General features: G+C 39.7%; 16 protein-coding genes and 1 pseudogene. 4 read left to right on the top strand and 13 right to left on the bottom strand.

Annotated features, from left to right (window positions below):
• Window positions 1-5: 5 nt before the first annotated feature.
• The 3 genes and pseudogenes from porW to J0654_RS10690 all read right to left on the bottom strand — a co-directional run bounded on the left by porW (window position 6) and on the right by J0654_RS10690 (window position 4,838).
• Window positions 6-2,551: pseudogene (gene porW, locus J0654_RS10700) on the bottom strand (type IX secretion system periplasmic lipoprotein PorW/SprE).
• A 100-nt stretch (window positions 2,552-2,651) separates the two neighbouring features.
• Entirely contained in the window at window positions 2,652-3,347 is a 696-nt protein-coding gene (locus J0654_RS10695; RefSeq protein WP_207028767.1) for an ABC transporter ATP-binding protein, read from the bottom strand.
• A gap of 21 nt (window positions 3,348-3,368) precedes the next feature.
• Window positions 3,369-4,838: a DUF5687 family protein gene (locus tag J0654_RS10690; protein WP_207028765.1), complete on the bottom strand. Its 1,470-nt coding sequence runs from the start codon at window positions 4,836-4,838 to the stop codon at window positions 3,369-3,371.
• Window positions 4,839-4,955: 117 nt separating this feature from the next.
• On the opposite strand from J0654_RS10690, the gene J0654_RS10685 reads away from it, so the two are divergent.
• Window positions 4,956-6,002, top strand: coding sequence for a ferredoxin--NADP reductase (locus J0654_RS10685; protein ID WP_207028763.1), 1,047 nt, complete (start codon window positions 4,956-4,958; stop codon window positions 6,000-6,002).
• Between the two features lie 9 nt (window positions 6,003-6,011).
• Here the strand turns inward: J0654_RS10685 and J0654_RS10680 are convergent, their stop codons facing one another.
• Window positions 6,012-6,785 (bottom strand): patatin-like phospholipase family protein, encoded by a 774-nt coding sequence (locus J0654_RS10680; protein WP_207028761.1) that lies wholly within the window; start codon window positions 6,783-6,785, stop codon window positions 6,012-6,014.
• Window positions 6,786-7,019: 234 nt separating this feature from the next.
• Here J0654_RS10680 and J0654_RS10675 point away from each other — a divergent pair, with 234 nt between their 5' ends.
• Entirely contained in the window at window positions 7,020-7,355 is a 336-nt protein-coding gene (locus J0654_RS10675) for an arsenosugar biosynthesis-associated peroxidase-like protein (protein ID WP_119607732.1), read from the top strand.
• Window positions 7,356-7,368: 13 nt separating this feature from the next.
• Window positions 7,369-8,457 carry an arsenosugar biosynthesis radical SAM (seleno)protein ArsS gene (arsS, locus tag J0654_RS10670; protein ID WP_207028760.1) on the top strand — a complete coding sequence of 363 codons (1,089 nt, stop codon included), beginning with the start codon at window positions 7,369-7,371 and terminating at the stop codon, window positions 8,455-8,457.
• Here the strand turns inward: arsS and J0654_RS10665 are convergent.
• The 3 genes from J0654_RS10665 to J0654_RS10655 are packed head-to-tail and all read right to left on the bottom strand — an operon-like array spanning window position 8,454 to window position 11,064.
• Window positions 8,454-9,503 carry a glycosyltransferase family 9 protein gene (locus tag J0654_RS10665; RefSeq protein WP_313783687.1) on the bottom strand — a complete coding sequence of 350 codons (1,050 nt, stop codon included), beginning with the start codon at window positions 9,501-9,503 and terminating at the stop codon, window positions 8,454-8,456. The two genes, arsS and J0654_RS10665, sit on opposite strands and share 4 nt — an antisense overlap.
• Entirely contained in the window at window positions 9,487-10,092 is a 606-nt protein-coding gene (locus J0654_RS10660) for a DUF4254 domain-containing protein (RefSeq protein WP_207028758.1), read from the bottom strand. The genes J0654_RS10665 and J0654_RS10660 overlap by 17 nt, the downstream gene beginning before the upstream one ends.
• A 42-nt stretch (window positions 10,093-10,134) precedes the next feature.
• Entirely contained in the window at window positions 10,135-11,064 is a 930-nt protein-coding gene (locus J0654_RS10655) for a DUF6427 family protein (RefSeq protein ID WP_237685957.1), read from the bottom strand.
• A 39-nt stretch (window positions 11,065-11,103) separates the two neighbouring features.
• Here J0654_RS10655 and J0654_RS10650 point away from each other — a divergent pair, with 39 nt between their 5' ends.
• Window positions 11,104-11,325, top strand: a complete 222-nt coding sequence (locus J0654_RS10650; RefSeq protein ID WP_207028753.1) for a DUF6341 family protein — start codon at window positions 11,104-11,106, stop codon at window positions 11,323-11,325.
• Here the strand turns inward: J0654_RS10650 and purD are convergent.
• From purD to J0654_RS10620, 6 genes are all read right to left on the bottom strand, one after another.
• Window positions 11,320-12,591 carry a phosphoribosylamine--glycine ligase gene (gene purD, locus J0654_RS10645; RefSeq protein ID WP_207028751.1) on the bottom strand — a complete coding sequence of 424 codons (1,272 nt, stop codon included), beginning with the start codon at window positions 12,589-12,591 and terminating at the stop codon, window positions 11,320-11,322. The two genes, J0654_RS10650 and purD, sit on opposite strands and share 6 nt — an antisense overlap.
• Window positions 12,592-12,807: 216 nt before the next feature.
• Window positions 12,808-13,779, bottom strand: coding sequence for a UDP-glucuronic acid decarboxylase family protein (locus J0654_RS10640; protein ID WP_207028749.1), 972 nt, complete (start codon window positions 13,777-13,779; stop codon window positions 12,808-12,810).
• Between the two features lie 6 nt (window positions 13,780-13,785).
• Window positions 13,786-15,063 (bottom strand): undecaprenyl-phosphate glucose phosphotransferase, encoded by a 1,278-nt coding sequence (locus J0654_RS10635; RefSeq protein WP_313783684.1) that lies wholly within the window; start codon window positions 15,061-15,063, stop codon window positions 13,786-13,788.
• A 216-nt stretch (window positions 15,064-15,279) separates the two neighbouring features.
• Entirely contained in the window at window positions 15,280-16,518 is a 1,239-nt protein-coding gene (locus J0654_RS10630) for an O-antigen ligase family protein (RefSeq protein ID WP_207028738.1), read from the bottom strand.
• Window positions 16,502-17,593 carry a DUF1972 domain-containing protein gene (locus J0654_RS10625; protein WP_207028735.1) on the bottom strand — a complete coding sequence of 364 codons (1,092 nt, stop codon included), beginning with the start codon at window positions 17,591-17,593 and terminating at the stop codon, window positions 16,502-16,504. Before J0654_RS10625 ends, J0654_RS10630 begins: the two co-directional genes overlap by 17 nt.
• Window positions 17,568-18,482 (bottom strand): O-antigen ligase family protein, encoded by a 915-nt coding sequence (locus J0654_RS10620; protein ID WP_207028734.1) that lies wholly within the window; start codon window positions 18,480-18,482, stop codon window positions 17,568-17,570. Before J0654_RS10620 ends, J0654_RS10625 begins: the two co-directional genes overlap by 26 nt.
• Window positions 18,483-18,697: the final 215 nt, after the last annotated feature.

The following is an 18,697-nucleotide window of genomic DNA, read 5'->3' as shown; positions in this document are numbered from 1 at the left end:
GTGTTCTAGGGTTTTGGGGTTAAAATTGCGCTTTGTATGATTCTAAATTCTTATGGACCTGTATGATTTTGTAATTATCCGATAAAACTACAAAATTCTCATCTTTAATAAGGTAGTCCCTATTGTTTTTTATAAGCTCGGCAAAGCCAAGGGCAAAGTCCTTGGAAGGAAAACCGTGCACAACCACAAATTCATCCTCTAGGTTATATATGTCCTTGGAAACTAAATTATCGTAATGCAGTTCCTTGATCACTTCCTTCAAACGCATCTCGAGTTTAGTGGCAGTATCATCGTTTCGGATCTTGAAAGGAAACACCACCTTCCAATTCTTTGTGCCGGTAGCGCCCGTTTCGGGAGAAAACTCCTTGGTTTCCAATTTAGGCAGCTGTTCCTCGACCATTTGTTCCGCTTTCTTTCCTTCGGGATTGTTCGGATAGGTCAAGGCAACATAGTTCAAGGCTTCCTTAAAAGGTTCAAATCCTTGCAAACGACCAATGGCATTGGCTTTCAACATCTCGAACTTAGGAACAATGGGGTCTCCAGTAAACTTGTTGATGTACTCTTCTGATTGTGTGATCACCTTTAAAAACTCTTGCTGGCGATATTGTTTGAACAGTGCCGCATACCTAGCTTCTGGACTATCGGTGTTTCCATCCAGTACGGCTTGCGGATTCAATAAAATTTCGGCATAGCGGGTATCGGGGTGATTGGTAATGATATTCTGTTTCATGTCCATCTCCAAAGGGCTACCCGTTTCCTCGTAAATCTTGTACAAGTTGTATTTTGATGGAAGGATCAGCCGCTCTTCAGGGTTGGAGGAAAGTACGCGCTCCAATTTTGCTGCCGCCAACATATTGTCCTTGAATTTCTCCTTGTAGATCAATCCCAATTGATAATTGGCAAAATTCCGTTCGCCCTTTAAACTATCAATAACGGCCACATCGGTTGGAATCTGTTCCAAATAATAGTCAACTGAATATTTTTGATCTTCGGTCAAAACCTCATCATTAGCTGCAATTTCCTCCCCTGTGGCCTCAGAGACCAACGTTTTGGACTTGTTGCTCCAACGCCAATCATCCTCCAACGTTCTTGTGCCCCATCTGGTTCTAAAACCGTTTCTTCCTTGTCCTAGACTTGTAATGTTGTAAAAATAGAATTTGCCTTGGTTTTCCTTTCCTCCCTTGCTGCTGGCAAAAGTGGCAAAACCGGCATTGGTACGTTCCAATTGTTTCTCTACCTCCGCTTCTTCTTTACGCTTCAACTCGGCGATATAATCCTCAAAATAAGCCCTACGCTCTGTAACGGGCATTTGGTACAGCGTAATCACACTGTCGGCGTGCTGGACGATATCCTCGTATTTGATGACATCCTCGAGGTTGTCCAGTTTCTTTTTGATATCTCGATGCTTTCTGGTGTTCTCGTTCAGATTGGTCAAAGTGCTATCGTAGTAGGACCCCGCAATTCGATATTCATCCTCATCAAAATAATAATCGGCCAAACTCTGATAGTTCAAAGCGAACAATTTGCGTTCGCCCTGCGTCGTCTGAATTGATTTGTTGTAATAGGCCAAGGCCAAACTATCTTCCTCGTAGGCCATATGATATTGTGCTACTTGCCGATAGATTTTGTCCAAGAAGGGCCTATTTTCCCTGTTCTCTTCCAAGTCGGTAAGGTATTCCAACATTTCTTCCCTATTGCCCTCGGTAAGTTCCGTGTTCTGGATTTTTTTTAGATGTGCATTGATCATGTACACCCGTGGTGATTTGCGGTTGAGCTCGATGACCTTATTGTAGGCATAGTTGGCACTATCCTTATGGCCCAATTGATCGTACAACTGCCCAATAATGAACAAATATCTTCCCTTTTCGGGATTTTTTTTGGTGTAGGCCTGGGATATTTTCAGTTTTTGAATGGCGGTATCGGGGACATTGAGGTTGATGTAGCATTGGGCCAAAACTGCATTGGCATCGGCATATTCCTGATCTTTTAGTGCTTCATACTTGAACAGGCGCTTCAGGTTTTTGATGGCCACCTCAGGATTGTCCAACCGCATATTGGTTTTTTCCCTCCAAATAGTAGCTTCGTTCAACTTGTCGCTCTTGCTGTACTTTCTCAAAATATAATTGAAGGACTCCAAAGCCGGAATGTAGCGTTGATCAAAATAACGGGACTTCCCGAGCAAGAGGAACGCTTCATCTATTTGTGGGTTCCGTTCCTCGTCCTTAATGTCCATGCTATGCTTTTGGATGGCCTTGGTGGCCTTTTCCTCAGCAATAAGAAAGTTGGGGTTGTTGTCCTCCGAGTCGAGTTTTACCTCATCGGTGACCTTAAGGCGCTCTACGGGAAGGATTTCCCAATAATCGTCACGATAATTGGCATTGATTTCTTCCAATCCTTTTTCAAAAGCGAGATTACCGTTGTACAAGGTGTTGTACTCGGTATTGAGTGCGTGCCAATTTCGGTTGATGAACTTGTCTTTTTGGGTAGAACATGCGTTGAATACAAGCCCTCCCAAAACCATGGCGCCTAAAAATTTGTGATGAAGCTTCAAAATTATCGATAATCTTGTGTAACCTTAAACTCAAAAATGAGCGGATTATTATAAGGCTTATCGATAAAATGCAAGAATTTTTAACGATGCTTTTCAAACATCAACCAGCAAAGAAAGCTTCCAGTTCCTTCATCGTTTCCGCAGAGGTGTGAATATCCTTTACAATTTCACCTTTGTTGAGCACTACAATACGTTCGCAGACTTCGGTAACATGAATCAAATCGTGACTGGAAACCAAAACCGTAACCCCTTCTTTGGCGGCCAAATCCTTGATGATTCCCTTTAATCGAATTTGGGTGGTCGGGTCCAAATTGGCAAATGGTTCATCCAAAATCACCACTTCGGGGTTGCCGATAAAGCTGGCCACAATACCGACTTTCTTTTGGTTTCCTTTGGAAAGGTCCCTCAAATACTTTTTCTGACCCAATATTTCCCCATGGAAGAAATCCCCGAAATTGGACAACAGGGCATCCACATCGGCTTTGTTCCTGCCGCGCAGTTCCCCAATAAAGTAGAAGTATTCTTCGGGGGTGAGGTAGCCTATCAAAAAGGTTTCATCAATAAATGCGGAGGTAAAGGGTTTCCAATCCTCGCTTTGGTCCACTTGTACATCCTTGTTGATGATGTACCCAGACGAAGGCTGTATCAAATCCAGCAACAAACTGAAAAGGGTTGTTTTTCCAGCTCCGTTGTTCCCCACCAATCCAAAGCTCTGTCCTTTGGGAATCTCCAGGTGGTCAATGTTCAAAACGGTTTGTTCTCCGTACGTCTTGGTTAAATTATGAACTGTGATCATGTATTTTTTATTAATGGTGTGTTATTTCTGTTTGTATGCTTGTAGTGTTTTGTATTTCTCTTTTTTGTAGATGCCCTCGATCATGGTGAACACCTTGTTCTTGAAAGCGAATCCAAGGATGCCAAAAACGGCCACAAATATGTATCCGGCCATGGGGTTGATCAAAAAATGACCAATTGCATATATTCCAATGGGCAACACCAATTTTGGCAAAGTGAGCAACAGTGTTTTGGCATTAAAGGCCTGCTTGTCGCCAAATGCCTTTTTGTTGGATGTAAGGTCTATCGGTGTTTTAACATAGGCTCCGCCCCAAAGCACCAAATAACTATTGATTCCTATATTATAAATAGCTCCGACCAAAACGGCTGCATAGGCCTCCCAACCAAAGTAGATATAGAAAGTGGCCAAAATGGTGGAAATAATGGTCGCAATAATTACCAAATACCATTTTGATGATAGGTACTCGCGATACTTGATGTTCTGGCTCATCATCAAAGGGTAGTAGCTGCTGTCCCAACTGGGCACGTACTGTCCAAAACTGAAGAGGAACCCTCCGGTGACGAATATCCCTGCAAAGATTTTCCAAAAGGGTCCATCATACACCTCCAAGGCCCCCGTAAAAAAGAGTAGTCCGTAAAAAATGAAAAAGGCCCCTGCAATTACCGCGGAACGTGATCTTTTGTTTCGCTTAATAAGTTTGATGTCGTTCTTCAAGAAAGTTCCCAAATTGCCAAAACGATCCAACCATTCCAGGTTTTCGGTCTTGGCTTCGGTCTGTTTCTTGGCCAGACCACCATCCAAATACATATGTTTTTTAAAGTAGGCGAAAGCACCATAGTACAATCCTACCAAAACCGCCCATGGAATAATGGCCGTCCACGGGATATCGTAGAAAAAATCAAAAATTGGTTGGGTGTGCGCGGTAATATCGAACCATTGGTAATACTGTGATGCTCCAGCCACAATAAACAATACAGCCAACACGTAAAAAACGGTGTTTTGGTTATTTACCATAACGTTTATGAAGTTGTTACAGTAAAATATCGCCATCAAAGCTAAATGCCAGCCAATCACCTGCGCGGGCGGATAGCCCTGTATGAGCAAAACAATGCTAAAAGGCACAAAGAAGAACGCATGGGCAATGTTGAAGAATGAGATGACTGTCTTTCCCAGCGAAAAGTTCACCACTTTGTTTTTATTGATAGGCAGGTACAGCAAGGGTTTAATGTTGGTCACGGGCATTTTTTGCAACATGTACCTAAAAACAAGGTCGAAGGCCAGATAATAAATCATAAACTGGTTGACCACGCGCAAGGGATCGCCAATTTCCATATCCTCAATAATAAAATAGGCCCCTACACCCATTGCCAAGAAAACCACAATAAAATAAAGGGCACCCAAGGCCATCAATATTTTAAACCAGATTTCTGTTTTAAAAGTCGCCGACCTAAAAAACGACTTCCATTGGAGTCCAATAAAATGTTTGAGCATGGTTGGTGTTTTTTTGTTGGTATCCAAATTATTGGATTTGTTACATAAAGAAACGCTTTTTCTAAAAATAGCTGTTCAAAAAGCGCGTAATGCTTAATTTTGCACAAAAAAATTTTCATGAGCGAATCCCATGCTTTAAAAATATCCGCGGTAGAGCAATTAACTCCAAATGCCGTGGCACTCACTTTTGATATTCCAGAAAACCTAAAAGATGTTTACCGTTTCAAGGCGGGGCAATATATTACCCTGAAACACGAATTGGACGGAAAGGAACTTCGAAGGGCCTACTCGATTTCCTCTCCTCCCTCATCTGGGAAATTAACGGTGGGCATCAAAAAAATGGAGGGTGGAACATTTTCCGTATATGCCAACGAGCATTTAAAAGCAGGAGATACCATACAGGTAATGCCCCCGGAAGGACGTTTTGTTTTTGAGGCTTCAAAACGGAGAAAAATTGCTGCGTTTGCTGCAGGGAGCGGTATTACCCCGATTATGAGCATTGCCCAAACGGTTTTGGAAAGCCATCGAAAAAATTCTTTCGTGCTTGTCTTTGGAAACCAATCACCGGAAGAGACCATGTATTTCAAAGAGATACAAGCCCTGAAAGAACAATACGGTGATCGCTTTTTTGTACAATACGTATACAGTAGGTCCAATGAGGATGATGCCCTATTCGGTCGTATCGAAAAATCCACTGTAAACTTTGTGCTCAAAAACAAATTCAAGAAAACCAAATTCGATGATTTTTACCTGTGTGGACCCGAGGATATGATCCATCAGGTAACCGACACCTTAAAAGAGAACGGTATTGATCAAGGGAAAATTCATTTTGAGCTTTTTACCAGTGAAGACACCGAAGATGAACTTGCAGAAAACCTAGAAGGCAAAACCCAAGTAACGGTAATTTTGGATGATGAGACCTATACCTTGGTGATGGACAAAAAAGAGTTAGTGCTCGACGCCGTCCTAAAACAGGATATTGATGCTCCATATTCTTGCCAAGGTGGTGTTTGCAGTAGTTGTATTGCCCGCCTGACCGAAGGTAAAGCGGAAATGGTGAAAAACCAGATTCTTACCGATAGTGAGATTGAGGAAGGTTTTGTATTGACATGTCAGTCACATCCGTTAACTCCCAAAATTACAGTAAACTACGACGATGTATAGCATAATGGGCTAGGTCCGGGAAAACATTTTTTCCAGGGCCTTACTGCCATGTTCATAGCCAATAGTAAAGGCATTTTCAATACCTTTTTTATCAAGCACCCCAATTTGCTCCAATTCCTTTGGTTCGATAAAAAAGTCGCATTGGTGCAATTTTTCGCTATTGGATGCATGTATCATCAAATTGGTCACTCTTGCCGTGAGCCTAAAGGAATTGCTTAAATCTTTCTTTTGTACCGGCGTGGTAATGGCCACATTGCTTCCAATTATGAATTCTGTTTTATCCTCCACATATTCCTTTGGAAAATTGTTCATGATTCCACCATCGGAATAAAGAATGCCATCAATATCCACCGGACTGAAAACAGGAGGAAGGGCCGCCGAAGCCAAAAGAGGTTTAATGAGTTGACCTTTGTTGAATACCTTTTCCTTGCCACTCAGCAAATCGGTGGCCACTACATATAAAGGCTTTTCTAAGCTTTCAAACGTATTTTCCGGGAAAAACTTCTCAAAAATGCTCGCGTATCTTTCCGTATCAATAAAACCTGCTTTGTTAATGGTAAAGAAACTGTATTGGAACAATGGGGTCTCTTTAAAAAAATTAAGCATGTCATCCACCGAGTTCTTATTGGCGTAAAGGGCGCCTACCAACGCACCAATACTTGTGCCGGCCACTACGTTGGCTTCGAGATCATGTTCACGCATGGCTTTGATCAGACCAATGTGCGCCATTCCACGAACACCTCCACCAGAAAGAACCAGGCCTATAGATTTGTTTTCGAGCATTTTTATTGTTTCTATTGGAGCAAATGTAACCTATTGATGGATTTCTTTATGGATACAATCCTAATTTAATTTCTTTTCATCATCTTGTAAACAACTGATTTCCAAATCTAGGCAAAAGCTTTATGGGTAAATGTATACTTAATCATAAGAAATTGTAATATTTAAGATGGGCTTACGACCAAAATGAATAGTGATATTTGTTGTATGTTTAGTAAGAACATTAAATAAAGAAACATGGCCAAATCATATTACGACCCAGCAGATTTAAGAAAGTTTGGAAAGATTACCGAATGGAGCGAAGAATTGGGCAATAAGTTTTTTGACTACTACGGAAAGGTGTTTGAAGAGGGGGCGTTGAGTGCTCGTGAAAAATCTTTGATTGCCCTAGCGGTATCGCACGTGGTAAAATGCCCATATTGTATTGATGCCTACACCAAAGATGGGCTACAACGGGGAATCACCAAAGAAGAAATGATGGAAGCTGTACATGCGGGAGCCGCCATAGAAAGCGGGGCTACCTTGGTACATGGTGTGCAGATGATGAACAAGTACGACAAGCTTTCCATGTAAACCCACTGAATTAATGACGCAAAGCATACTCACAGACATAAAAAAAGCAGCTAAAAAATCCTTAAAAGCACGGGAAGACGAACTTGCCAATACCCAAACGCAAATGGAAATCTTAAATGGTGAACTTTTTGCAGATGGTGAACTTCCCTATTTCAAGGATAAAATTGCAGAGACCGGCCAGTTTCCGTTAAAGCCCAAAACATTGGAAGTACTCCAGATCAATGTGGGGTATATGTGCAACCAGGTCTGTGGGCATTGCCATGTAGATGCGGGGCCCGACCGAAAGGAAATTATGACGCGGGAAACCATGGAGCAATGTCTGGAGGTTATCCGGAATACCGGAGCCCACACCTTGGACCTAACCGGAGGGGCACCCGAAATGAACCCTGATTTTAGATGGTTTGTGGAAGAAGCGTCCAAAGCGGGGATCCAAGATTTTATCGTGCGTTCCAATCTCACCATTATTTTGGCCAATAAAAAGTACCACGACCTGCCGCAGTTCTTTAAAAAACACAATGTACATGTGGTATCGTCCATGCCGCACTACACTCGAGGCAAAACCGACAAGCAACGGGGAGATGGTGTTTTCGATAAATCCATAAAAGCATTGCAAATGCTGAACGAGGTGGGTTACGGAATGCCCAATAGTGATCTTAAGTTGGATTTGGTGTATAACCCTTCGGGTGCATTTTTACCTGCCGACCAAGCCGCCATGGAACACGATTTTAAAAAGGCATTGAAAGAAGATTTTGATATTGACTTCCATAACCTTTTTGCCATTACCAATCTGCCCATTTCAAGGTTTTTGGACTACCTCATCGCTTCGGATAATTATGAGGATTATATGTACTCTTTGGTGGAGGCATACAACCCGACCGCTGTTGAAAATGTGATGTGCACCAACACCATTTCCGTAAGCTGGGACGGTTGGCTGTATGATTGTGACTTTAACCAGATGTTGGACCTTAAAGTGGCAAGCAAGGTAAAACATATCAAGGATTATAATGATGATGTGCTGAGCAACCGGGATATTATCATCTCACAACATTGCTACGGATGCACGGCGGGAGCGGGCAGTAGTTGCCAGGGGAGTGTGGCTTAACGCTCCAAAATCCCCATCAACTTCTCCAGCACTTCCTGTGGCTGAATAGTTTTCATGGCGCTTTCATAGCCTTTGGGCACTTTATTGCCGTACACCGAAGTTGGAATTAAGGGATAAGCTTCACGGTCCGCCGTAAGTGCATTGTCCAAAGGTTGACCAAATGGATAAAACCCGGCATACGGATGGGTTACCCCCCAGATGGTAACCACCGGAATGCCATAATTGGCTGCCATGTGTGCATTTCCACTGTCCATGGACAACATTACATCTAAATTGGAAATCAATTGTAATTCTTCGGAAAGATTTAGTTTGCCGGCCATGCAGAGGGCATTTTCATAATTGTCTGCCAGCTTTTCCAATGTTGCTACTTCCTTGGCACCTCCACCAAACAGCAATATTTTATACTTATCGGTCTCATTGAGTTGTTCAATGACCTCTTGGGTCAATTCCATTGGATACATTTTGCCTTCATGGGCAGCAAAAGGAGCTATTCCGACCCATTTCTTGGTGTCCTGCTGTACCAAACCCAACACTTTTTCGGATAGCTGGACACGTCCCAATGGCTTGGCCGTGGATAGATCAACTGGATAACCAAGTTTATCAAAAACATCGGCATAGCGCTCATGGGTGGTTTTGAGTTGCTCAAAAACCTTGTTTTTGGACCGTGTGAGTGCCTTTTTATCCCTTCGTCCTTTATCTATCTGAACAAAAGGTATTCGCTCCAGGGCAAAGTACTTTTTAAGTACTCGACTGCGCAATACATTGTGGAGGTCTGCAACTGCATCAAACTGCAAGGGTTTTAACTCCTTGTAAAGGCGCCAAAGTCCCATCATGCCTTTGTGACGGTTTTTAACATCGGCTTCTTTTACCTTAACATGCTCCAACCCATCAAAAATGGGCATAAAAGGTTTTTTGGTAAGCACGGTCAGCTGTACCTCCGGATATTGTCGGGTTAGGGCGCGAATTATGGGAACGGTCATTGCCACATCGCCCATCGCCGATAAACGAATGACCAAAATATGGGTATGTTTACCCTTTTTGTCCACGAAGAACTGGGTTTAATTCGTCGTCGTTGTACATTTTCATCTGCTTATAAACTTTCATGTACTTGTCCCCGGCCTCAATATCGGCCAACAATTGGTCAATGGCGGTAGAAAGGTCCTTTTTCTGCTCCAAAAGCACGGCCAATTTATCGCTACACTTTTCAATATGTTCTGGAGAGGCATCCGTGCGATTTACTTCTTCTTGCATATGATAAATCTTCAACGCCAAAATGGAAAGTCGGTCTATGGCCCAAGCAGGACTTTCTGTATTGATGGTGGCATTGTCCTTTACTTGAACCGATTGGTATTTTTTCAGAAAATAACTATCGATATACTCCACCAAATCTGTACGATCCTGATTACTGGCATCAATTTTACGTTTCAGTTCCAAAGCGGCGACAGGTTCAATATCCGGGTCGCGAATAATGTCCTCGTAATGCCATTGCACGGTATCTATCCAGTTTTTTCTATAAAGCAAGTGCTCTACTTTGTCTTTCGGATAGGGGTTTGTGAATTCTTGGTACACATCGTCTTTAATGTGGTAGGTGTCTATACTTTCCTGAAATATTTTGAAGGCAAAATCGCTGAACATAGCTCAAATAAATTTGTTCAAAGATATTGCTTTATGGCATACTTAATTCAAATGAAAAGCAAAAAGGGACAAGGCGACGAGCATGGAGCCGATTAAAGCCACTTCCTGAAGCTTCCTTTTTTTTATAGCTTCGAGATAATTCGTCAGGAAAACCGATGCTGGAAAAAAAGTAACAAGAACGGGGGAGGCATCTGCAGGGGTGAAAAGTATAATACCGGTGCCCAGCACAAAAATCAAAAAAACGATTCGAAGCAAAAGCAATTTGCCACCGCTCACATTGCGTAGACGGACAAATACCGAAATAGAAACAATAATCGTCAAGATCAGGTAAATCAAGGTTTTTATATTAAGTACCTGAAAAAATGATTTTGTTGTAAAAAGCCCTAGGGAAAATTGATAATGGTCTTCAAAGAAATTCAAGGACCCCTTTAGTTTAAGCACGGTAAAGGTCAGTATAAAAATTGTGGCCAGCCCCAGGAAAGGAACTATCCAGTTCTTAATGGTTTTCCTGTCGTAAACAGCAATCACAAAAAACACGAGAAGCATAAATGCAATGGCCCAATCGTAGAACAGACTTGCGATGGCAATCAAAAGGGAAGCATCAAAAATCTTGTGTTTTACATTTCTTATGGATTTAATTGATAGTATCCTCCAAAAAGCCAAGAGCAGAAAAAAATTCGCGAAGATCACATTTTGAAGAATCAACTCGTCAGAAAAAGTCAAGATCAACAGCACAAAAAACAACATGGTGTAGGAATTGCGTTCCGTTGCCTTTTCCGATCTAACAATTTGATTGATGATAAAAACGGACAATAACAGACAGGCAAACAACAGGATTTCCAAGAGAATAACCTCATTGATTCTTTGTTCTCCGAGTTGGAAAAACACACTAGTGAAATAAAAAAGAAACAAACTTAGGGCAAGGACAATGTAATTTATGGGTTTTGTTTTTCCGAAAAAGCTTGAAATCATCCTATCTTTTGCTACTTTTGTAAAGTAAATATAGCCAACATGAGCAAGTTTTTTTACGGTATAGAGGACTTATTTGTAAACTACCTTTTCGCACCTTACGATTTTTTCCGCTTTATGCAGAGCTGGTGGGGTTCCAACACCATTAACTGGATTTTCTTCGTTATTGGTTTGATTGCCGCAGCATACTGGATGCAGCAGTTGAAAATTTTTAACGATAGTGGCGAGGAAGATAAGAGCATTAGCTCCCACTCTTACCTATAGATCAAATCCTAAATCTTTTCGATAATACATTCCATCAAAGTGGAGCTTTTCCATGTTTTGATAGGACGTTTTGAGTGCTTCCTTAAAGTCTTTTCCAAAGGAAGTTACTGCTATTACGCGCCCTCCGTTTGTGACCACTTTTCCATCTGACAGTTTAGTGCCCGCGTGGAAAACAATGGAATCTTCAATATTTTCCGTGCCCGTGATTTCCTTGCCTTTTTCATACGCTTCTGGGTAACCGCCTGATACCGCCATAACCGTTGTTGCAGCCCTTTCATCAATTTGAAGGTCCACTTGGTCCAAGGTTCCATTGGCCATAGCGAGAAGCACTTCTACCAAATCACTTTTTAGTCGTGGCATTACAACTTCTGTTTCTGGGTCACCCATACGTACATTGTATTCGATAACCTTGGGTTCCTCCCCGACTTTTATCAATCCAATAAAGATAAAGCCCACATAGGGCAAATTATCTTTTTTAAGGCCGTCTACCGTCGGTTTCGCAATCTTGCGCTCTATCTTGTCCATAAATGCCCTATCGGCAAAAGGAACAGGTGAAATGGCGCCCATGCCCCCAGTATTGAGTCCGGTGTCCCCTTCTCCGATTCTTTTGTAATCTTTCGCCGTTGGGAGCACTTTATAATTTGTTCCATCGGTAAGTACAAAACAGCTCAGTTCTATACCGTCCAAGAATTCTTCTATGACCACCGTAGCGCTTGCGTTTCCAAATTTGGAATCGACCAACATGGATTTGAGCTCATCCTTGGCCTCTTGTAAATCTTGAAGAATCAATACGCCTTTCCCTGCCGCAAGTCCATCTGCCTTTAAAACATAAGGAGGGTTGAGCGTTTCCAAAAAGGCATAACCTTCCTCCAATGTTTCACTGGTAAAACTTTGATAGGCTGCAGTTGGAATGTTGTGCCTCATCATAAATTCTTTGGCAAATTCTTTGCTTCCTTCCAGTTCTGCAGCTGCTTTTTCCGGACCGATCACAGGAACGGCTTTGAGCTGTGCATCATTCAAGAAAAAGTCGTGCACTCCATTTACCAACGGATCTTCCGGTCCAACCACTACCAAATCGATGTTTTCTTTCAGCACCAATTGTTTAATGGATTCAAAATCGTTTACCCCTACCTCAACATTTGTGGCTATTTGTGATGTACCTGCATTGCCAGGAGCTACAAATAATTTGGAGGTTTTAGGACTTTGTGAAATTTTGAGGGAAATGGCATGTTCGCGACCGCCAGCACCCAAGACCAAGATGTTCATGATTCAACGTTTTGGCAAAAATAACTCAATTCAAATTTAATTTAGGAGTTATTCGCAAATGATCTTAGCTTACTTTTTGACACGAATTTCACAAATTCCCACTAAATCATAATGGAGTATGGTTCTCATTTCGAGCGTCTGTGAAAAATCTATAATAAGTCAGATTTCTCAATCATCGCTTCGTTCCTCATTTCGAAATAACATTTGACGAATGATTTATGGTAAAAACTCTCTGTGCGCTTCCCACAACTGATCATGGGAAAGCGATTTAAAGTATTCATATACTTTTTTAAGTCCTTCGGAACGATGCACTTTTGGCTCCCAACCCAAAATTTCCTTGGCACGGGTAATGTCGGGCTGCCGTTGCATGGGATCATCTTGAGGCAAGGGTTTGAACACAATTTTTTGGTCGGTTCCCGTTAGTTTGATGATTTCCTCTGCAAATTCGAGAATAGTGGTCTCATCGGGATTTCCAATATTGATGGGTTCCACATAATCGCTCATCAAAAGGCGGTAGATACCCTCAATTTGGTCATCGATATAGGTAAACGAGCGCGATTGTGAACCATCTCCAAAAACGGTCAAATCCTCACCTCTTAATGCTTGGCCCATAAAAGCAGGGACCACACGACCATCGTTCAACCGCATTCGGGAGCCGTAAGTGTTGAATATTCGAACGATTCGGGTATCCAATCCATGGTGCCTGTGATAAGCCATGGTAATGGATTCCATAAAGCGCTTGGCCTCATCGTAAACCCCGCGTGGACCAATCGGGCTAACGTTCCCAAAATAATCCTCGCTTTGGGGGTGAACCAAAGGATCCCCATAGACTTCGGATGTTGAAGCTACCAGAATACGAGCGCCATGATCCCTGGCCAATCCCAATAGGTTCAGCGTACCCAAAGAGCCGACCTTTAATGTCTCGATAGGGATTTTTAAATAATCTATTGGGCTCGCTGGTGATGCAAAGTGAAGGATATAGTCCATTTTACCCGGAACATGGACGAACTTGGTCACATCATGATGAAAAAACTCGAACCGTTTAAGGTGAAACAAGTGTTCTATATTTCTAAGATCACCGGTTATCAGGTTGTCCATGCCGATGACATGATGGCCTTCCGCAATAAAACGATCACAAAGATGAGACCCTAAAAATCCAGCTGCTCCGGTTATAAGTGTTTTTTTCATTTGATTTTAATACGCTTTGGCCTCTCCTTTTAATGCATTAAATACAGTTTGAACTATAATTTTTATATCGAGGAACAAAGACCAGTTCTCAATATAAAAAATATCGAACTTAATTCGATTTTGAATGTCGGCTTCCTGTTCAATTTCTCCTCGATATCCACGAACTTGTGCCAAACCAGTTATTCCAGGTTTTACAAAGTGGCGCACCATATACTTGTCCACACTAATCGCATATTCATTGGTATGCTTTACCATATGAGGACGGGGACCCACAACGGACATGGTTCCAAATAACACATTGTAAAATTGGGGAAGTTCATCTATGCTGGTCTTTCTAATGAACTTTCCTATTTTGGTAATCCGCATATCATTTTTGGTCGCCTGTACATGGTCTGCGTTTTTGTTTGGTGCCATGGAACGGAACTTATAACAGTAGAACTCCCTATTATCGATTCCATTTCTGGTTTGTCTAAAAAATACAGGGCCACGTGATTCAAGGGTAATCAATAAAGCTAAAATTGGTGTTAGCCACGACAATATTCCAATAATGACCACTAAAGAAAATACAACATCAAAACTTCTTTTTATGAAAGCATTTATAGGGCTGTCCAACGGTATATCCCTCAAAGAAAGCACAGGTATGTAATCGTAGTACTCGAACTTTAACTTTTTTGAAAAGATGTTTTTGTTGTCCGGTATAAACTTGAGTGTTTTTAAGTTGTTATCCGCAAAGCTTATGAATTTGGTGATTTCCTCGTTCTTGAGCTCCGAAATTGAGCAATAAACTTCATCTATATTATTTCTCATTATATAGTCCAAGCAATCCTGGATGTCAAAATCTTTTGATTTAGGTGAAAATTGTTTTTGAAAATTATAGCCAAACTCACTTCTTTCTTTAAAAACTTTTCTGAGCTGGTCGGTTTTCTTGTTTTTCCCGATTATTACCACATTTCTCAAGTTCCCTTTTACCTTTTCCCGATACTCCATCAGCAAGAAATAGCTTAAAAGCTTAATTGTTGATATTATGACAAAAACAAGTACAAAGTATTCGCCGAGTGCAAGTCTGCTTATTATTGGTTGTTTGAAGAAGCCAATAAAGGCATAAAGTGTCAAGAAAAAAAAGACAAACTGTACAAAAATCAATCTTATAATATAAGTGACCTTTGAAAATCTGTAAATGGTGTAAAATTCATTTTTTATTGAGATAACAATCCAGGCCAGAGTAATATACAGATGAATCAACACAGGAGTTTGGAAGTTGATTGGCAAGATATACAAAAACATATTCAAAACTGCCAAATCTATCAAATAGGAAATGGGTGTAATTAAATTTGAATATCTATGTTGTTTAAAAAGCATTAATGTTTTTTAGTACCCTATAAATAAAAACAAATATACCCTATAATAACCTATTTGCTATTTTCCAAACAATACCTAATCAAAGTATACTTCAAGATTTTTTAGGGCAATATTCTCCTTTTACCCAGGGGTAGCAATTTATTACTCTGCATTTAATTTGTTCTGAATATAACGAACATGGTTAAAAACACATATCAAGATTATAAAAAAATAAATTCCGCGCTGCCTTGATAACACAGATTCAGTTAAAGGCCAAATTATCATTAGTAGACTGGACATAAAAAAAACATAGGATTTACTTTTAAATCCATTAATGAGGTTACGTCCTAAAAAAATCAATAAGAACAAAAGGCCTATAATTCCAGTTTCAGAAAAACTTTGAGCATAGGTGTTATGGTAATTATAATGATGAAAAGCAGAATACGTATTAAATTCAGTATGTCTTTTAATCAAATTATTATTTGATGCGGCAAGACCAAAACCTGTCCAAAAAATTCCCTCTTCCTCAATTTGTTCCTTTAAAATTCGTAATTGCAATATCCTAATCGAGGTTCCAGTCCATGGATAGATTTTATTGAATTTTTCGTTTGTCAATACCTCATGAATCTGCATCCCTTTTTCATCAAAAATTCGGTTTATTATTGGCTTAGAAAAGACAACCAAAACTAACGAAGCAAAGCCAATATATAGCAAATATTTTTTCAAGTAAATCTCTCTCTTTTTCCAAAAAAAGAAAATTAGAAGCCCTATGAAAGATAAAAACAGAATGCTTTTGGAAGCCATTAAAACAATTAATAGAAATAAAAACAACGCTCCTATTTTATCAATTGTTCTTGAAGTTTCCTTGCTTAGCAAATGAAAAAAACTAATTGCAAAAATAGCGGAAACATATATTGCGTTTAATTCCAAGACACTGACCAAATCATGATAATAGAATTCATGTAAGCTATGTGAAGATAAAAACCTAATGGCCGAGGATATTAAAAACAAAACTCCCAATCCTAAATTGGTATAAGCAAAAATGTTTAAGATGGAGCTAAGGTCTTTTAAAGAAAAACGTGGAATGAAAAAAAACATAACTGGCACCAATAATATGCTTAGTGACCGTACTAGACCTCTTAACGTTTGTTCCTTGTCAACAGACCAGAAATACGTTAAAGAAAAATAAACAAATAAAGCAACCGGTATTGCAAGGAACAGGTTAAATGTCATTTTATATTTGCCCACTACAATATTATAAATCACATAGGACACAAAAATTCCCAAAAAGATACTGCTAAGGACGTACCCCAACAATAAAGTCGAAAGAATCAGCCCCAATAAATATGGGGTCAATTGATGATTTTTGAGGGTATTTACAACTTTATTTCTTGCACTCATTAAAAAAATCAAGATATTGTTTATTGATCAATGGCCAATTAAAAAGCTGTTCAACATCGTAAAGGCAATTCAGTGCTTTGTCCTCATGCTGACTTTTTTTAGTTCCATCAAGAAATTCTTTGACATGGTGGGCCGTTTTGAAATAAAATGCATTTGTCTTTAAGATTGCCTTATTGAACTCATTGTCGTGGGCAACTATTAAGGTTTTACATGCCATCGCTTCCAACAACGATGGGTTTGTTCCTCCAACAGAATGACCATGAAAATATAAATTGGAATAATATCTTAAATTGTTTAGGTGTTCTAAATTATAGATCCCTCCAATAAATCTAATGTTTTTTGAGTTGAGATATTTTTCCTTAAGGTATGCCCCAAACTTATTGACATCATGTTTTCCAACAACAAGAAAAACATCCTTTTGCTCACTTAGAGCTACGCCATCCAAAATCGTTTCAAGGTTATTTTCAGGTTCAAACCTCGCAATCAATAAATTATATCTGTGTTTCTCAACATTATATTGTTCCAAGACCTTTTCATCTGGAGTGTCAAATATATTGGCACCATATGCAATATATTTTGAATGAACACTATATTCATTACTTAGGTAATTCTGGATTCCTATAGAATCTGATATTAAATAATCACTGGATTTAATGGCTAAGTTTTCGGCAAATTTTAAAAACCGTTGAACGGGCTTGGCGTATTTAGAACGTTTCCATTCCAGTCCGTCCATATTGGTAATTATCAATGCGTTTTTCGGCAACAGTTGGCCCCATATTGAACTACTTGTATATCCTAATTGGAGTATAATGTCAAAATTTCTTTTTCTAGCATCCAAAATACAGTTAAGATCATATATAAACTGTCCTGGGGTTCCAATTTTATCTTCTGGATCCTTACAATGAATTATATGAACTCCTTTATATGTATTCTCTTGATAAGGATGTTTCATGGAATTATATGTAAATACATCGTGTCCTTTTTCTGCCAGGTATACAGAAAAGTACTCTGCAAATTGTTCAAATCCCCCGTGGTAATTAGGTATGCCCCTAGTTCCTATTATCGCTATCTTCATTTACTGACAAATTGTTCAAATGTTCCACTCCTAAAATAAAACCCAGGATTAACGGAACAGTACTGTTTGTATTATATAGCCCGGCAACGACCAATGTCGTAAACATCAAATAAAGACCAAATCCCGAAAGCAAATTATTTGTTACAATAGAAATAGCATTAGCTCTCTTAAGAGAGTATGCTTTTAAATAAAGGATTAGCACAACAAAAAGATATAATGACAGACCCAAAATTCCCGACTTAAAAAAAACAAAAGCATATCCATTGTGGATTGTCGGGATTTTTCTTTCCAACTTTCCATTGAGCATAAAATCGTCTTTCAAATCAACCAATGCCCCAATTCCCTTACCAAAAATAAGTATGTACGGCCGATCTTCCAAAACTTGTTCTATTGCCATTTTAGCCTCATAACTTCTCCATTTATCCCATAACTCTGCCCTGTTGTTCACATCGATATCAGTAGAAAACATTTCTTTTGGGGCAATCTTTATTTTGTATAAAAACCCTTCCAGTCCCTCGGCATTTCTTGGTATTTCTATCTTATTCAAATACCAAAAAAAACCTCCAGCAAGCACAATAAAGCTGGATAACACAATTATCGCTTTTTTGTTCAATTTGGTATATCCATAAATAGAAGAAATAATAACAATAGCGGCCACCGCTTGTGTACGAGAAAAATAGAGCAGAAAGGAAATTGTCAACAACACTACAGCTATATTGACATAACTTCTTCTACGAAAATTTATCTGCAATTTTTTCCTGCAAAAAATGAAGATAAACCCAAATAGTTCAATTACATCGCCTCTACCTGCATAAACACGTAGCCTATTGATATTTAGTGGGTGGTCTAATATCCAAATAACCACCAAATAAATATGATAAACTGCCAAGAACACAGCAAAATATATGATGACCTTAAAAAAGAAATCCCTGCTTCCTATTTTTTGGATAAACCCGTAACCCAATAAAACCATCAAAATTGGTTTGGTAAAATAAAGCACCCCTTTCAAGTATTCAAAAGGGACCGTTTTTTGAAAAAATGATCCAAACAATGCAATTAAAAAAATGGCTGTCAATAAAAATAAAACTTCAAATGCAGATTTAC

It is taken from the genome of Flagellimonas profundi, assembly GCF_017313275.1.
GTDB lineage: Bacteria > Bacteroidota > Bacteroidia > Flavobacteriales > Flavobacteriaceae > Flagellimonas > Flagellimonas profundi.
This window is presented reverse-complemented; position numbering and strand designations above follow the sequence as displayed.

Bases quoted from the DNA above. Each gene is read 5' to 3' on its own strand.
- J0654_RS10695 (WP_207028767.1), bottom strand. From the start codon at position 3,347: ATGATCACAGTTCATAATTTAACCAAGACGTACGGAGAACAAACCGTT.
- J0654_RS10690 (WP_207028765.1), bottom strand. From the start codon at position 4,838: ATGCTCAAACATTTTATTGGACTCCAATGGAAGTCGTTTTTTAGGTCG.
- J0654_RS10685 (WP_207028763.1), top strand. From the start codon at position 4,956: ATGAGCGAATCCCATGCTTTAAAAATATCCGCGGTAGAGCAATTAACT.
- J0654_RS10680 (WP_207028761.1), bottom strand. From the start codon at position 6,785: ATGCTCGAAAACAAATCTATAGGCCTGGTTCTTTCTGGTGGAGGTGTT.
- J0654_RS10675 (WP_119607732.1), top strand. From the start codon at position 7,020: ATGGCCAAATCATATTACGACCCAGCAGATTTAAGAAAGTTTGGAAAG.
- arsS (WP_207028760.1), top strand. From the start codon at position 7,369: ATGACGCAAAGCATACTCACAGACATAAAAAAAGCAGCTAAAAAATCC.
- J0654_RS10660 (WP_207028758.1), bottom strand. From the start codon at position 10,092: ATGTTCAGCGATTTTGCCTTCAAAATATTTCAGGAAAGTATAGACACC.
- J0654_RS10655 (WP_237685957.1), bottom strand. From the start codon at position 11,064: ATGATTTCAAGCTTTTTCGGAAAAACAAAACCCATAAATTACATTGTC.
- J0654_RS10650 (WP_207028753.1), top strand. From the start codon at position 11,104: ATGAGCAAGTTTTTTTACGGTATAGAGGACTTATTTGTAAACTACCTT.
- purD (WP_207028751.1), bottom strand. From the start codon at position 12,591: ATGAACATCTTGGTCTTGGGTGCTGGCGGTCGCGAACATGCCATTTCC.
- J0654_RS10640 (WP_207028749.1), bottom strand. From the start codon at position 13,779: ATGAAAAAAACACTTATAACCGGAGCAGCTGGATTTTTAGGGTCTCAT.
- J0654_RS10635 (WP_313783684.1), bottom strand. From the start codon at position 15,063: ATGTTTTTGTATATCTTGCCAATCAACTTCCAAACTCCTGTGTTGATT.
- J0654_RS10630 (WP_207028738.1), bottom strand. From the start codon at position 16,518: ATGAGTGCAAGAAATAAAGTTGTAAATACCCTCAAAAATCATCAATTG.
- J0654_RS10625 (WP_207028735.1), bottom strand. From the start codon at position 17,593: ATGAAGATAGCGATAATAGGAACTAGGGGCATACCTAATTACCACGGG.